Origin of the sequence: Fontibacterium abundans (SeqCode) (assembly GCF_965235095.1) — a bacterium.
Lineage (GTDB): Bacteria > Pseudomonadota > Alphaproteobacteria > Pelagibacterales > Pelagibacteraceae > Fontibacterium > Fontibacterium abundans.
This window is the reverse complement of sequence record NZ_OZ249405.1, coordinates 886,372-901,328: the sequence shown is the minus strand read 5'-3', so window position 1 is coordinate 901,328 and position 14,957 is coordinate 886,372. Positions and strand designations below refer to the sequence as shown.

Below are 14,957 nucleotides of genomic sequence, written 5' to 3'. Positions count from 1 at the left end.
TATTGTAATATATTAAGTCATAGATTTTTAAATAAACTCACATGCAAAGAAAAGAAAAAAAATTAAACAAGTACATTAATCGAGAAATATCTTGGTTAAAATTTAATTTACGAGTTCTTGCCGAGGCTTCAAATTTAAAAAATCCTATACTAGAGCGTTTAAAATTTTTATCCATTGCAGCAAATAATTTAGATGAATTCTTTATGGTCAGAGTTGCTGGAATTTATAATCAAATTAAAGATAAAGTTTCTTTTTTATCACATGATGGACTTACAAGTGAAAAGCAACTCGAGCGTATAATTATTAAAACAAAAAAACTATTAGCAGCATCAAACGAAGCTTGGTCGAATTTAAAAGTTGATTTAAGCAAAGAAGGAATATTATTTGCATCTTATCGCGATCTTAATAAATCAGAAAAAGTTAGATTAAATAAAATATTTAGAGAAAATATTTATCCTATACTAACGCCATTGATTATAGATCCATCTCATCCTTTTCCATTCGTTCCTAATAAAGGACATTTTTTAGTGTTGTTATTAAATAAGAGAAATAAAAGTAAAAAATTTTTTGCTACAATCCTGATTCCACAAAATATCGAACGTTTTATTAATATTAGCAACAGAGTTGATGTAAAAAAATATTTAAGCGTTGAACATATTATTAGTAATTACGTAAATTATTTATTTCCAGGCTATCATCTTAATAAATATACCTCAGTTAGAATTATTAGAGACAGTGATATTGAGTTTGAAGAAGAGGCAGAAGACTTAATATTGTACTTAGAAAAAGCTTTGAAGAAAAGACGAAGAGGTCGAATTGTTAAATTAGAAATAAGATCTAATGCCGATCCTTTATTAAAGAAATTTGTTTATAAAAAATTAGAAGTAACAAAGGATGAAGTATACGAGATGGACAGTTTTGTTGGCGTCCATCAGATTGACCAAGTTTACAATAAAAAAAATACAAATTTAGTATTTAGATCATTTAACCCAAGACAAGTTGAAAGATTAAAACAGTTCAATAACGATTATTTTGCAACCATTAAAGCCAAAGATTTTATAGTGCATCACCCTTATGAAACTTTTGATGCTGTTATTCAGTTTCTAAATCAAGCCGCTGAAGATCCTAATGTTATTGCTATAAAGCAAACGCTTTACAGAACCACCTCCGATTCACCAATTGTCAAAGCATTGGTACTAGCTTCAGAAAAAGGTAAATCAGTTACAGCTGTAGTTGAGGTTAAAGCAAGATTTGATGAAGAGACTAATATTAGTCTAGCCTCTACCCTGGAAAAAGCAGGCGTGCAGGTCGTTTATGGTTTTGTTAAACTAAAAACACATGCAAAAGCTAGCTTAATTGTCAGAAAAGAAAAAAGTAAATTAGTTAGTTATGTGCATCTTGGCACTGGTAACTATCATCCTATTAATGCCAAAATATATACAGACTTGTCATTTTTTAGTTCAGATAAAATTATATGTGAAGATGTTGAGAAATTTTTTAATTACATAACAACTTATGCAGAACCTAAAAAATTAAAAAAATTAATTTTATCTCCGCTATCTTTAAGAACAAAATTATATTCATTAATAGATCAAGAAATTGAAAATAAATCAAAAGGTAAGCATGCTGAAATATGGATTAAACTTAATTCTTTAGTAGACAAAGCGATGATTGATAAGTTGTATCAAGCATCTGCTGCTGGAGTTAAAATTTGCTTATTTGTTAGAGGTATTTGTTGTCTCAAACCTGGTATAAAAGGACTTTCAGAAAATATTATTGTAAAGAGTATTGTTGGAAGATTTTTAGAACATTCAAGAATTTATTGTTTTGCTAATGGAGAAATAATGCCATCAAGATCTAATCTTGCATACTTTAGCTCAGCAGATTTAATGACAAGAAATTTAGATAGAAGAGTTGAATTATTTATACCCGTAGAAAATTCTACAGTGCACGAGCAGGTATTAGATCAAATCATGCTTGCTAATTATAAAGACGCCGAAAATAGTTGGTTCTTAAAATCTGATGAAAGTTATGAAAAAATTAAAGCAACGACAGAGGATAATTTTTCTGCACACAATTATTTCATGAAAAATCCTAGTTTGTCTGGTAGAGGTAGTTCTGTTAATTTAAGTATGCCTGAAAAATTAAGATTAGTTAAATAATATAAAAATGATTTCACGAGAAAGAGATTTTATAAATAAAGAAGCAATTATCGATCTTGGATCTAATTCTATTCGAATGTTAATTTATGATAATATTCTAAATTCACAAATACCAGTTTTTAATGAAAAGGCCGTTTGTCAATTAGGAAAAAATTTAGATCGAACTGGAAAGCTTGACCCAAAAGGAGCTGAATTTGCTCTGACTGTTTTAAAACGATTTAAGCAGATACTTAGTAATCTTAAGGTTAAAAAATATAAAGCTATCGGGACCGCCGCTCTTAGAGAGGCGACTGACGCTAAAGAATTTATTATTAAAGCTCAAAAAATTATTAAAAAAAAAATTATAATTTTATCTGGGAATAAAGAAGCTGAAAATTCTGCTCTTGGTGTTGTTATAGGTTTTCAAAAAGTAAATGGAGTTGTAGCTGACTTAGGGGGCGGAAGTTTAGAACTTGCTAGAGTAGAAAAAAATATTATTCATGAGAAAATATCACTTCCATTAGGTGTTTTAAGGCTTTTCAATCAGCCAAAAAAAAACAAGAATAAGGTAAGAAAAATAATAAGTTTCTACTTAAATAAAATTGAATGGTTAAGAAAAAATAAGATTAAAAATCTTTATTTATGTGGAGGTACTTGGAGAACCCTTATGAATGCGCACATGATAAAGACTAATTACCCTCTGGCTATTTTGCATCAATATAAGCTTTCAGGTTCAGAAACTTTAAAGTTTGCAAATAGATTAAACACTGTAAAAGCAATTAAATATGAAAAATTAGCCTCAGCCACTAAATCAAGAACTAATTATATTCCAATAGGAGGATTCATATTATCAAACCTAATTAGAATTTGTGATCCAGTTAGTGTGTTTCTTTCGCAGTCAGGAGTTAGAGAAGGTTCTTTGATAAGTAAATCTCATTTAAAAGTTTTGCAGAATAATTCATTAAATAGATCCGTACATTTTATTTCTCATAAAAAAGCAGACTACGCAGCCAATTATCTAAAATTATATAATTTTATTAAGAATCTTTTTTCAGGTAATGAAGAATATTTTCCTCATAGACTTTTGCTACCAGCCTGTTCGTTGAGTAATTTTGATTGGGGCCTAGGGGTTTACCAAAGAGCTGAATTAGTTTTTCAAGAAGTTATTAACGCACCTATCTTAAAATTATCTCATGGTGAAAGAATTAAACTTGGATTAGTTTCTTTTTGGAGACACTGTTCTACTAAATATTATCCAGACATTGAGTTTGTAAAATTACTAAGTAATGAAGAAATTTCAGCTTGTAGGCAGATCGGAGCAGCATTGCGATTAGCTTCTTCGATCGGTGTTATATCAAATATATTCTTTGATAAGATAAAAATTTATAAGAACAGTAATAAAGATTTAATTCTAAAGGTTTCTAAAAAAGACACGCAAGTAATTTCTAATCAAGTTCAAAAAAGATTGAAATCATTGGCGGATGAAATGAAACTAAAATCTAAAATTATTTATACTAATTAAGCGGACTTAATTTTCTTTTCAAAAAACTCTGGAAGTTCTTCTGTTCCTTTTGTATTTTTATCTTCTTCCTCATCATTCTTCCATCCTTTAGGCTGGTAAGCATGAAGAACGTGTAATTTGCAATAAACTCTTTCTTCCATAGGATTTCTTCCACAGAAATAAAAATTAGCCTCATCTGGATGCCCAATAGGCCATCTACAAGTTTTTTCATTTAAATTTTCTAAACTAGTTGGATTTTCAGGCTCAAAATCTTTTTCAATAACAATAGCTCTAAGACCACGAGGTTTTCTTAATCTTTTTAAAGGAACGCTATTTTTGTGATGAAATTTGTTTTCACTTTTTTGAATGTAAATGTTTCTAGAATGAGATCTACCAGCAAGTCCAAGACGGTGTGATTTTCCAATAACAGCATTTCTAGAAATACCATCTCCAAGCATTGCAGCTATTTGGCTCGCAGTATGACCTTCGTTCCAAAGTTTCTTTAACTGTTCAGTTTTTTCTGGTGTCCATCCCATAAAGGCAGGTTAAATACTATATGTAGTCTAAGCTAAAGTAAATTATACTATATATAGGTTAAAAAAGTGTAGATAAATCAGTGATTTATTTAATTTACATAAATTTATCCACATTTATCTATATATTTTAATAATACTAAAAAATATGAACGCAATTAAAGATTATAAAATTAGAATTCCACAAGTCATATCCATTAACTGGATTGGATTTTACACGCTTTATAAAAAAGAAATTTTAAGATTTCTGAACGTTTGGATTCAAACAGTATTTTCACCTGTAGTAACGCTAATACTTTTTTTGGCTGTTTTCACAATAGCTTTAGGACTTAATAGAAATAATATTTTAGGACACGAATATGGAGTGTTTATATTGCCAGGCTTAATTTGCATGCAGATCTTGCAAAATGCTTTTGCCAATACTTCCTCATCATTAATGATTGCTAAAGTTCAGGGAAATATCGTCGATATATTGTATCCACCGCTTAGTCCTATGGAAGTGACAGCCGCAATGCTTTTAGGGGCAATTACAAGAGGTTTAGTTATTGGATTCTTTTCAGTGTTAATTATTATTCCGTTTGCGCATGTTCCAGTTCATAACGTTTTTATAATTCTTTTATTTGCATTACTTGGGTCATCAATGCTTGCTTGTTTAGGATTTATTACAGGATTATGGGCTCAAAAGTTTGATAATATGGCCACAGTTACAAACTTTATTATTGTTCCTTTATCATTCTTATCGGGAACCTTTTATTCTATACAAAATCTACATTCGGTATTTTATTATATTAGTCATGCCAACCCTTTCTTTTATGCCATTGATGGATTTAGATATGGATTTTTAGGACAATCTGACGGATCTATTATTATAGGATTTTTTTACTTAACATTTATCAATTTAGCTTTGTGGGTAATATGTTATATCCTTTTTAAAAAAGGATATAGAATCAAAAGTTAATTTCCATGAGCTCAATATTAGGCACATATAAAAGAAGAGAAGTTTCTTTTTCAGAAGGAAAAGGAACTTACCTTACATCAACTACAGGAGAGAAATATTTAGATTTTGTTTCTGGTATTGCTGTAAATTCATTGGGACATTGTCATCCACATTTAGTTGAGACGATAAAAAAACAATCTGAAAAATTGTGGCATGTATCTAATGCTTTTACAATTCCTGAACAGGAAAAATTAGCTAAAAGATTAACCGATAATACATTTGCTGACTTTGTTATATTTGTAAATTCAGGAGCAGAGGCAACCGAAACAAGCATTAAAGTTGCAAGAAAATATTTTTTTGAAATTGGACAGCCTGAAAGAAATAGAATTATTACTTTTGAAGGAGCTTTTCATGGAAGAACTTTAGCCGCTTTATTTGCCGCTAATAATAAAGAGCATACGCTAGGATTTGGCCCTAAAGTTGATGGTTTTGATCAAGTTCCATTTGGAGATCATGAGGCTTTAAAAAAAGCGATTACAAAAAATACCGCTGCAATCATGCTTGAAACAGTTCAAGGAGAGGGTGGTGTTAGAGTTGTTCCAGATTATTGCTTGAAACCTTTAAGAAAACTTTGTGATGACAATGGAATTTTACTTATTTTAGACGAGGTTCAGTGTGGAATTGGAAGAACAGGAAAATTTTTTGCATTTGAGTGGGCTAATATTGTTCCAGATATCTGTCCAATTGCAAAAGGAATTGGTGGTGGTTTTCCAATAGGCGCATGCTTAGTAAGCAAAAAAGTTTCAGTTGGAATGAAACCTGGATCGCATGGTAGTACATTCGGAGGAAATCCTTTAGCGATGAGTGTTGGTAATGCGGTATTAGATATTGTTTTACAAAAAGGATTTTTAGAAAATGTTCAGGAAGTCGGCAGTTATTTTGAGACAAAATTAAAAGAAGTACAAAAAAAATATAGCAATGTTATTGAACAAGTAAGAGGCATTGGTCTTTTAAGAGGAATTAAGTTAAAAGTAGATAATAATAAGTTTTTAGATCATTTATTTCAAAATAAGATGCTAGCAGTAAAAGCTGGCGATAACGTTGTAAGATTATTACCTCCGCTTATTGTTGAAAAAAAAGATATTGATGAAGCAATAAGAATAATCGAAAAAACTTGTTCTGAATTTTAATTATGAAACATTTTTTAGATTTAAGTTTAATTGAAAAAAAGGATTTAAGACAGATTGTCGAAAATTCTAAGACTAGAAAAAAGAATAGAAATAATAAGGGCAAAGTTCTTATTGATAAGGACAATCCTTTAGAAGGAAAGATGCTGCTTATGATTTTTGAAAAACCATCTACAAGAACAAGACTCTCTTTTGATTTAGCAATGAGACAGCTGGGTGGACAGACGATTGTTATTAATTCTGAGAATTTACATGTTGGTATTGGTGGAGAGACAATTGAAGATACAGCAAGAATCTTCTCTGTTTTCTCTGATATTATTATGCTTAGAACTTTTGAACATAATACTTTATTAAAATTCTCAAAGCTTCTTACGGTGCCTATAATCAATGGATTAACCAATGATAGTCATCCTTGTCAGATTTTGAGTGATGTTATGACATTTGAAGAAATTAAAGGATCTATACAGGGTAAAAAAATTGCTTGGGTAGGGGATGGTAATAACGTTACCAATTCTTTAATGGAAGCAGCTGCTCAATTTGATTTTGAATTAAAAATTGCATGTCCTAAAGGTTTCGTGCCATCAAAAAAAGTTATTGCTTGGGCTAAAAAGAAAAAAGCAGATATCGAGATATTACACGATGCAAAAGAAGCTGCGGATAATGCAGATTGTATTATGACAGATAAATGGATTTCTATGGGTGATAAAGGAAATTTAAGTAAAAAAAGAAAAGCGTTTAAGAACTTTCAAGTTAATGAAAAATTAATGAAAATTGCAAAAAAAGATGCAATTTTTATGCATGATTTACCTGCACAAAGAGGAGAGGAAGTAAGCGCTGGTGTTATTGATGGCAAACAATCAGTCGTGTGGCAACAGGCTGAAAATAGACTGCATTGTCAAAAAGGAATTATTGAGTGGTGCTTAAAAGGTAAATGATTGAAAGAGCAATTGTTTTAGCCGCAGGCTTTGGAAAAAGAGTTCTTCCCCTTACAAATACTACACCTAAACCACTACTAAAAATTAATAACGTTAGTCTACTTGAGAATACTTTAAATTTTTTAAAAAAATTTGGAGTAAAAAGTTTTGCTGTTAATACCCATCATCTTGGAGAGCAAATAGTAGCTTTTGTTGAAAAGAATAAAAGCATTTATGATATTAAAATTTTTAAAGAGCCGGAAATCCTAGGTACAGGAGGCGGAATTAGAAATGCTTTATCATTTTTTTCAGACAAACCTTTTATCTCTATTAACAGTGATACAGTCTGGTCTGATGAATATTTATCTCCTTTAAAAAATTTATATAAAAATTTTACACAGCATAATGCCAACTCTGGTCTTTTAATGATTAAGAGGGAGAATAGTTTTGATAAAACTTTAAAAGGTGACTTTACTATAAAATCTGAACCTTTTTTATTTAGACAATCTGGAGATAATAATAATTTAATTTTTACAGGCTGTCAGATTATTAATCCTATTTTATTGAAAAATAAAAAAAATGAAAATTTTTCAATTCAGCCAGTTTGGGATGAAGTAATTGCTGATAAAAAAATGGTTGGAGAGGTTGCTCAAAATATATTTTATCATGTGACGGATTTGCCAATTTATGAAAAACTAAAGCAATTAGATCTTATTCGTTAATTAATATTTTTTTTGCTCTTTTTTGATCAAGATATAAATACTTTGATAAACTCATATCATCTTTAAATGTAATATGAATTGGATTCCCAGTTGGGATTTCTAATTCAACAATTGATCCATCAGCAATATTAAATATTTTTTTACAAAGAGATCTTAAGCTATTACCATGCGCTGAGATGATTACGTTTTTTTCTTTTTTTAAAACAGGTAAAATATTTTTTTCATAATAAGGAATAACCCTTTTAAAAGTATCTTTTAAGGATTCGGCGTCAGGGATTAAATTTTTATTAATATTTTTATAAATCGGATAATGAATTGGATGTTCAGGATTACTTTTGTCCATTGGTGGAGGAGGAATATCGTAACTTCTTCTCCAAATTTTTACCTGTTGCTCACCGTGTTTCTTTGCAGTTTCTTCTTTATTAAGACCCTGTAGAGCCCCATAATGTCTTTCATTTAACTCCCAAGCTTTAAATATATTTTTGATACTTAGATCTAATTTTTTATTTATTTCTTCTAAAGTTAAAATTGCTCTTTTTTGAAAAGAAGTGAACGCAAAATTAAAATTGATGTTAAGATTTTTAATTAAAGAACCTGCATGTTGTGCCTCTTCTATTCCTTGTTTAGTAAGCTCAGCATCATACCATCCTGTAAATCTATTTTCTAAATTCCACTGACTTTGACCGTGCCTTACTAAAATTAAATTATACATTTTTTATTATTTAAATTGTGATACTAAAAAAATTATGAGCGATTATAAATTATTTTACATGACTTGTAAGAATAAAATTGAAGCAAATAAAATCGCTTATGATCTTGTTAAAAAAGATCTAGTTGCATGCGCAAATATTATTCCAAGTGTTAAATCTTATTTTAAATGGGATAAGAAAAAAATTAACATTATAAAAGAAAGCATTCTTATTGGGAAAACAGTAAAGAAAAACATGAACAAAATTATTACTCATGTAAAAAAAATTAGCTCATACGAATGTCCGTGCATTGTTTTTGTAGATATAAAGAATGGTAATAAAGATTTTCTAAGTTGGATTAAAAGCTCTACCAAATAAAATTATTTAAACTAAGTTTAGTTTAATGATTCGAAATAGATTTAAATTTTTATTATATTTATCTCTTTTATTTATCACTTCTTGTATTTCGGCACCAAGAGACACCTCAAATACATGTTTAATGTTTACTGATAATTATTTTTGGTACAAATTTGTAAAAAATTCAGAGAAAAAATGGGGAGCGCCTGTAGAGTTGCAGATGGCAATCATTCAAAGAGAATCTGACTTTGATTGGTTAGCAGCACCTGAATGGGACAAGTTATTTAAAGTTATCCCCTATAAAAGAAAATCGAGCGCATTTGGATATTCTCAAGCAATAAACAAAACCTGGGAACAGTTTGTGCGAGAAACAAATCAACCGCTTGCTCTTAGAATAAGTTTTAATGATTCAGTAGATTTTATTGGTTGGTATATTAACAAGAGCAGTCAGCTACTAAAAATTTCAAAAGATGATTATTTTAAACAATATATTGCCTATCATGAGGGTTGGGGAAATTTTAAAAATTATAAAAAATCACCAAAAGTCATTCCTTATGCAAGAGAGGTTGATAGGGTTGCCAAAAAATATAGAGCACAACTTAACCAGTGCAAAAATCAATTAACAACGAATAAGTATTTTATTTATTAGAAGATTCTTTTAATTGTTTCTCAAGCTCAATTTCAACAGCGTCTATTCTTTCTGTTTTTTGACCAATAAGTAAATACATGGTTGGGATCACGTATAATGTAAAAAAAGTTGAAAATACAACACCCATAAAAATGACTATTCCTACAGTTGCTCTGCTTGCTGATCCAGCACCTGTTGCAATTACCAGGGGTACAACTCCCATCACCGTTGAAGCGGACGTCATCAGAATTGGTCTAAGTCGAACTCTACAAGATGTAATAATAGCTTCTTTAATTTTCATTCCCTCAGCCCTAAGTTGATTTGCAAACTCAACTATTAAAATTCCATTTTTTGCAGCTAATCCAATAAGGACAATTAGCGCAATTTGACTGTAAATATTTAAAGAACTTCCAATTGTCCAAAGTCCAATTATTCCGCCTAAGATTGCGAGTGGAACGGTTAACATAATTGTTAACGGGTGCCTCCAACTTTCAAATTGCGCTGCTAGAGAAAGATAAGCCGTAAATATTGCAAGCAAAAATATAAAATAAATATCTGAACTTGTATTTTTAAATTCTAATGATTCACCTTTGTAATCAATACCTGCGTAAGGAGGTAATTTTTGTTTAACAATACCCTCCAGATATAAAAGAGCCTCATTGATACTGTAACCTGCCGTAATTCTCGCGCTTATAGTAACAGCTCTTTGTCTATTGTATCTATTTAAACCAGTATAAGTTGACTCAGGAATATAAGTTACCAAATTTGCAAGCGGAACTAATTTACCAGTATTAGATCTTACTGAGACTTTATTTAAATTTGACGGTTGCTGTCTATTACTAATGTCAGTTTGTAATATAACAGAATATTCTCTTCCATCACGTGTATATTTAGTAACTTCCTTTGAACCAAATAATGTTTCTAAGCTTTTACCAATAGCATCAATTGGTACGCCTAAATCTGCTGCTTTATCTGTGTTAACTTTAATTTTTAATTGTGGCTTAGTAAGATCAAGATCATCATCTACATTTATAAAATTTTTATTATTAACCACTTCAGCTTTAATAATTTCTTTCCATTTAATAAGTTCTTCGTAAGTATTTCCTTTTAGAACGAATTGAACAGGTTTGTCTGTGGCTCCACCTCTTAAACTTTGAGGCATGATTGGAAATGCTTTTACTGCTGGAAAAGAATTAAGTTTTTGGAATATTTCTCCTAAGTCTTGGCCGCTAAATTTTTTTCTCTTAGACCAATTCTCTAATAAAACTATAATAAATCCGTTATTTACTTGATCGGGGCCTGAACCAAATCCTGGAATTCTAGTCAGCACCTCTCTGTAGGTTCCTTTACCTAATTCTGATAAAAATATTTTTTCAATATTTTCGCTCTGTTCTTTTGTGTATTCAAAACCTGATCCATCCGGTGCTTGAATAATAACAAAAAAAACTCCTCGATCCTCAGGGGGTATTAATTCTTTCGGAGTAATTTTAAATAAAACAACTACTGCAACAAGAACTGCGCTTAAAAATATAATGACCTCTTTTTTTTTATAAAGAAGCAAAAGTAAACTTTCAAAATAAAAATTAGAAAATTTATCTAAGTAGTGGTCAAATTTTTTTAAAAATTTTGGCTTCTCGTGCGTTACTTTTAAATATTTTGATGCAAGCATCGGTGACAAAGTTAGAGCAACAAATGCCGAAATGATAACAGAAAAAGAAAGAGTTAAAGCTAATTCTGTAAATAATTTTCCAACAATTCCTTTTATAAATATTAAAGGTACAAATACTGCAACCAACACAACGGTCGTTGAGATGATTGCAAAAGAAACCTGACTTGCTCCTTTGTATGAACCAACAAGAGCTGTTTCTCCTGTTTCCATTCTCCTATAAATATTTTCTAACATAACTATAGCATCATCGACGACAAGACCAATGGCTATGACTAATGCCATTAGTGTAAATAAATTTAAACTGAAGTTGGCAGCATAAATTAATAAAAAAGTAGAAATTATAGAAACAGGGATTGCAAGAGTAGGTATAATTACTGAAGTTAAATTTCCTAAAAAAAGATAGATAATTCCAACAACCAAGACCACTGATAAAAAAAGAGCAATATAAACTTCTTTAACTGCCACTCTTATGTAGCTCGATCGATCAAAGGCTACTTCTAATTGGATACCTTCTGGTAGATTTTTTTTTACTTCTTCTAATCTTTTTTTAACTCCATCTACAACTGCAATCGTATTAGCGTTAGATTGTTGGTAAAGACCAATGCCGAGAACCGGAAATCCATTTCCTTTAAATAGAGTATTTACATTTAAAGGTCCAAACTCAACTTTAGCAACATCTTTAAGTTTTGTGATAGATCCATCTCTTCCTTTTTTAATTACTAGATTTTTATAATCTTCAAGATTTTTATAACTTTTGTCCAATTTTAATATTAGATCTATTTTTTTAGACTCTAATTTTCCAGATGGAAATTCTATATTCTCTTTTAATAATATATTTTCAATTTCACCGACCGTGACATCTCGTGCTGCAAGAGCAGTTGGATTTAGCCAGATTCTTAATGATAGCTCTTTTTCCCCAGATAAAATTATATTTCCAACACCTTCTACACTTGAGAAATAATCTTTTAAATATCTTGATGCATAATCACTTAGTTCTAGGGCACTTAATCGTTCACTTCTTAATCTTAACCAAATAGCAACCTGATTTCCTTCAGAAGTTTTAAATATTTCAGGTCTAGTCGCATTATCAGGAAGATTATCGATTATTCTAGAAACCCTATCTCTAATATCATTTGCGGCTTCATCTACGATTATACCTGGTTCAAATTCTACAGTTACAACTGATCTTCCATCTTCACTTTTAGAAGAAATAGTTGCAAGACCAGGTGTTCCGCCAACTATATCTTCAATTTTTTGTGTGATTTGAGAGTCTACAATTTCAGCAGATGCCCCTTTATAAATAGTTCTAACCGTAACTATACTCGGATCAATATCTGGGAGTTCTCGTACTGCAATTCTATTAAAAACAACAAGACCAAATATAACTAAAACGATGGACATGACAGTTGCAAAAACTGGACGTTTTATACTTATATCAGTTAGAAACATTTAAAAATTATTTACTAATTAATTTTATTTTTGATTTATCTCTAACTTTAGAAACACCCTGAACAATAATTTGATCCCCCTCTGTTAATCCAGAAATAATTTGAATATACCCTAAGTTTCTAACGCCTGTTTTCACTTCTATTCTTGCAACTGTTTGATTATCTATTATTTTATAAACAATCGCAGTATTTCCTTGTTGAACCACCGACTCCTCCGGCACACCTAAAGAAATAACTTCATTATAAATAATTTCTGTATTTAGAAGCATTCCAGGAGTTAGTTTATTGTTAGAATTTTTTATTTTTATTTGTGCTAATATGGATCTTGAAGAAGGATCTACTCTTGAGCTAACTGTTTCTATGCTGCCATCATAAGTCTCGTTTAGGTTTTCAGTTGTAACCTTTACTTTTAAATTTTTTTTCAAAATATTTAAATAAATCTCTGGAATTCTTACATCAATTTTAATTACAGAAATATCATCCAGTGTTGCAATGATTGAGTCTGCGCCTTGCAAAATACCAGGAGATATTTCTCTTATTCCTAGTTTTCCTGAAAAAGGAGCAATAATTTTTTCATTTTTAAGCTGCGCTATAAGTTGACCTTTTGTTATTAACAAATTCTTATCAAATTCTAGTGAACTTATTAAATCATCTCTTCTAATTCTAATTGAAAAAGACTGGTTTGCTATTGCAGTGCCGAAGGTTTCAATTTTTTCATAAAACTCGGTTTTTTTTACATTTATTGCAACAACTTCTGTTGGATTAACCTGGTTAATTTTTTTTTTTATTATATTATTTAAAACTATTCGTCCGACAATAATGCCAACGATTAATAAAATTATAATTCCAAATACAAGGGCAATTTTTTTATATGTACTCATTGAGCTGATTTAATATCATGCTTTAATATTAAAAAAAAATTTATATTTTAAGATATAATTGCTTATTTATTTAGTTTGACTAGCCCATTCTGTCCATGACCCATCATAAACCGAGAATTTTTTTCCATCTATAACTTCAAAGGCCTTAGCAAGAATGCAGGCGGTAACACCTGAGCCACAAGAAAATACAACGGTGGAATTTTTATTAATATTTATTTGTTCAAATTTTTTTTGAAGTTCTTCTTTAGATAAGAAGCATTTGGTAACAGGATCAATGCATTCTACCCAAGGCATATTACAGCTTTTAGGGATAGATCCACTTTTTATATCTGGCCTTGGTTCATTTTCAATTCCATCAAACCTACCTTTGCTTCTAGCATCAACTAATTCAAATTTTTTATTCTTAATATTTTCTTTAACATGATCAATTAACACAAGCATTTCATGTTTTGTGATGCATTTAAAATTACTTTTTAAAAAGTTTTGCCCAGGTCCATTTTCTATTTTTTTATTTTCATTTTTCCATTTAACCAAACCACCATCTAATATGGATATTTTATTATGACTAAAATAATTAAACATCCACCAAACTCTAGGAGCACTAAAAATACCAAGACTATCGTAAACTATAATATGATCTGAGTTCTTAATTCCAAGTTCAGAGGTAAGTTTTTCAAATAGATTTGCAGAAGGAATTGTGTGAGGAAATTTTGCTAAATGGTCTGAAAATTTATCTATATCAAAAAAAACTGATCCTGGGATATGTTCTTTTAAGAATTCATCTTTACCAATTCTTTTAGTATTTGGCATATGCCAAGAACAATCTAGTATTTTAATATCTTCTTTATAAATATTTTTTTCTAACCATTCTGTTGTAACTAACGACATTAATATTTTCCAAGTTTTTTTAGATACTTCTGATGATATTCTTCTGCCAAATAGAATTCATTAAATTTAGTAATTTCTGTGACAATGTTATTATCAAACATACTTTCATTCATTGCTTTTTTAGATTCTTCAGCTTCAAGTTTTTGTTTATTATCTAAATAAAATATCGCTGAACGATATTGTTTGCCAATATCGGGTCCTTGTCTATTTAAAGTAGTTGGATTATGACAAGACCAAAAAACATTCAGTAGTTCTTTGTAAGTTATAATACTTTCTTCAAAATTGACTCTTACTGCTTCAGCATGACCGGTCTCTTCATAGCAAACTTCTTCATAAGTTGGGTTTTTAGTTTCTCCTCCAGTGTAACCCACCTCAACTTTTGTTACACCTTTTGTAAGATCAAACTTTTTTTCAATACCCCAAAAACACCCGGCTGCAAAAATAGCAATACTCATAAAATTT

14 protein-coding genes are annotated in these 14,957 nt (G+C 30.1%); 8 read left to right on the top strand and 6 right to left on the bottom strand.

Going from position 1 to position 14,957, the window contains the following annotated elements:
- The first annotated feature begins 41 nt into the window (after positions 1 to 41).
- Positions 42 to 2,162 (top strand): RNA degradosome polyphosphate kinase, encoded by a 2,121-nt coding sequence (locus AC8GER_RS04950; RefSeq protein WP_506597745.1) that lies wholly within the window; start codon positions 42 to 44, stop codon positions 2,160 to 2,162.
- A gap of 7 nt (positions 2,163 to 2,169) precedes the next feature.
- Positions 2,170 to 3,663 carry a Ppx/GppA phosphatase family protein gene (locus AC8GER_RS04945; RefSeq protein WP_506597744.1) on the top strand — a complete coding sequence of 498 codons (1,494 nt, stop codon included), beginning with the start codon at positions 2,170 to 2,172 and terminating at the stop codon, positions 3,661 to 3,663.
- On the opposite strand, the gene AC8GER_RS04940 is transcribed toward AC8GER_RS04945, so the two are convergent.
- Positions 3,660 to 4,178 carry a GcrA family cell cycle regulator gene (locus AC8GER_RS04940; RefSeq protein WP_017970361.1) on the bottom strand — a complete coding sequence of 173 codons (519 nt, stop codon included), beginning with the start codon at positions 4,176 to 4,178 and terminating at the stop codon, positions 3,660 to 3,662. The two genes, AC8GER_RS04945 and AC8GER_RS04940, sit on opposite strands and share 4 nt — an antisense overlap.
- Positions 4,179 to 4,323: 145 nt before the next feature.
- Between AC8GER_RS04940 and AC8GER_RS04935 the strand changes: the two genes are divergently transcribed.
- Genes AC8GER_RS04935 through AC8GER_RS04920 form a run of 4 tightly spaced genes read left to right on the top strand, consistent with a single transcriptional unit; the run spans position 4,324 to position 7,935 of the window.
- Entirely contained in the window at positions 4,324 to 5,133 is an 810-nt protein-coding gene (locus AC8GER_RS04935; protein ID WP_506597743.1) for an ABC transporter permease, read from the top strand.
- A gap of 5 nt (positions 5,134 to 5,138) precedes the next feature.
- Positions 5,139 to 6,302 carry an aspartate aminotransferase family protein gene (locus AC8GER_RS04930; protein WP_506597742.1) on the top strand — a complete coding sequence of 388 codons (1,164 nt, stop codon included), beginning with the start codon at positions 5,139 to 5,141 and terminating at the stop codon, positions 6,300 to 6,302.
- Positions 6,303 to 6,304: 2 nt separating this feature from the next.
- Positions 6,305 to 7,234, top strand: a complete 930-nt coding sequence (argF, locus tag AC8GER_RS04925) for an ornithine carbamoyltransferase (protein WP_506597741.1) — start codon at positions 6,305 to 6,307, stop codon at positions 7,232 to 7,234.
- Complete coding sequence (locus AC8GER_RS04920) at positions 7,231 to 7,935, top strand: nucleotidyltransferase family protein (protein ID WP_506597740.1); 705 nt, start codon at positions 7,231 to 7,233, stop codon at positions 7,933 to 7,935. The genes argF and AC8GER_RS04920 overlap by 4 nt, the downstream gene beginning before the upstream one ends.
- Here AC8GER_RS04920 and gpmA read toward each other — a convergent pair.
- Positions 7,925 to 8,647 (bottom strand): 2,3-diphosphoglycerate-dependent phosphoglycerate mutase, encoded by a 723-nt coding sequence (gpmA, locus tag AC8GER_RS04915; protein ID WP_506597739.1) that lies wholly within the window; start codon positions 8,645 to 8,647, stop codon positions 7,925 to 7,927. The genes AC8GER_RS04920 and gpmA overlap by 11 nt on opposite strands.
- A 34-nt stretch (positions 8,648 to 8,681) precedes the next feature.
- Between gpmA and cutA the strand changes: the two genes are divergently transcribed.
- On the top strand, positions 8,682 to 9,002 hold the full coding sequence (cutA, locus tag AC8GER_RS04910; RefSeq protein ID WP_506597738.1) for a divalent-cation tolerance protein CutA: 321 nt from the start codon (positions 8,682 to 8,684) through the stop codon (positions 9,000 to 9,002).
- Between the two features lie 25 nt (positions 9,003 to 9,027).
- Positions 9,028 to 9,630 carry a transglycosylase SLT domain-containing protein gene (locus tag AC8GER_RS04905; protein ID WP_506597737.1) on the top strand — a complete coding sequence of 201 codons (603 nt, stop codon included), beginning with the start codon at positions 9,028 to 9,030 and terminating at the stop codon, positions 9,628 to 9,630.
- Here the strand turns inward: AC8GER_RS04905 and AC8GER_RS04900 are convergent.
- From AC8GER_RS04900 to msrA, 4 genes are all read right to left on the bottom strand, one after another.
- Complete coding sequence (locus tag AC8GER_RS04900) at positions 9,620 to 12,727, bottom strand: efflux RND transporter permease subunit (RefSeq protein WP_506597736.1); 3,108 nt, start codon at positions 12,725 to 12,727, stop codon at positions 9,620 to 9,622. The genes AC8GER_RS04905 and AC8GER_RS04900 overlap by 11 nt on opposite strands.
- A 7-nt stretch (positions 12,728 to 12,734) precedes the next feature.
- Positions 12,735 to 13,607, bottom strand: a complete 873-nt coding sequence (locus AC8GER_RS04895; protein ID WP_506597735.1) for an efflux RND transporter periplasmic adaptor subunit — start codon at positions 13,605 to 13,607, stop codon at positions 12,735 to 12,737.
- 66 nt (positions 13,608 to 13,673) lie between these two features.
- On the bottom strand, positions 13,674 to 14,495 hold the full coding sequence (locus tag AC8GER_RS04890; RefSeq protein WP_506597734.1) for a rhodanese-like domain-containing protein: 822 nt from the start codon (positions 14,493 to 14,495) through the stop codon (positions 13,674 to 13,676).
- Positions 14,495 to 14,950, bottom strand: coding sequence for a peptide-methionine (S)-S-oxide reductase MsrA (msrA, locus tag AC8GER_RS04885; RefSeq protein ID WP_506597733.1), 456 nt, complete (start codon positions 14,948 to 14,950; stop codon positions 14,495 to 14,497). Before msrA ends, AC8GER_RS04890 begins: the two co-directional genes overlap by 1 nt.
- Between the last annotated feature and the right edge of the window lie 7 nt (positions 14,951 to 14,957).

Coding starts and splice junctions, on each gene's coding strand:
- AC8GER_RS04950 (WP_506597745.1), top strand. CDS start 42: ATGCAAAGAAAAGAAAAAAAATTAAACAAGTACATTAATCGAGAAATA.
- AC8GER_RS04945 (WP_506597744.1), top strand. CDS start 2,170: ATGATTTCACGAGAAAGAGATTTTATAAATAAAGAAGCAATTATCGAT.
- AC8GER_RS04940 (WP_017970361.1), bottom strand. CDS start 4,178: ATGGGATGGACACCAGAAAAAACTGAACAGTTAAAGAAACTTTGGAAC.
- AC8GER_RS04935 (WP_506597743.1), top strand. CDS start 4,324: ATGAACGCAATTAAAGATTATAAAATTAGAATTCCACAAGTCATATCC.
- AC8GER_RS04930 (WP_506597742.1), top strand. CDS start 5,139: ATGAGCTCAATATTAGGCACATATAAAAGAAGAGAAGTTTCTTTTTCA.
- argF (WP_506597741.1), top strand. CDS start 6,305: ATGAAACATTTTTTAGATTTAAGTTTAATTGAAAAAAAGGATTTAAGA.
- AC8GER_RS04920 (WP_506597740.1), top strand. CDS start 7,231: ATGATTGAAAGAGCAATTGTTTTAGCCGCAGGCTTTGGAAAAAGAGTT.
- gpmA (WP_506597739.1), bottom strand. CDS start 8,647: ATGTATAATTTAATTTTAGTAAGGCACGGTCAAAGTCAGTGGAATTTA.
- cutA (WP_506597738.1), top strand. CDS start 8,682: ATGAGCGATTATAAATTATTTTACATGACTTGTAAGAATAAAATTGAA.
- AC8GER_RS04905 (WP_506597737.1), top strand. CDS start 9,028: ATGATTCGAAATAGATTTAAATTTTTATTATATTTATCTCTTTTATTT.
- AC8GER_RS04900 (WP_506597736.1), bottom strand. CDS start 12,727: ATGTTTCTAACTGATATAAGTATAAAACGTCCAGTTTTTGCAACTGTC.
- AC8GER_RS04895 (WP_506597735.1), bottom strand. CDS start 13,607: ATGAGTACATATAAAAAAATTGCCCTTGTATTTGGAATTATAATTTTA.
- AC8GER_RS04890 (WP_506597734.1), bottom strand. CDS start 14,495: ATGTCGTTAGTTACAACAGAATGGTTAGAAAAAAATATTTATAAAGAA.
- msrA (WP_506597733.1), bottom strand. CDS start 14,950: ATGAGTATTGCTATTTTTGCAGCCGGGTGTTTTTGGGGTATTGAAAAA.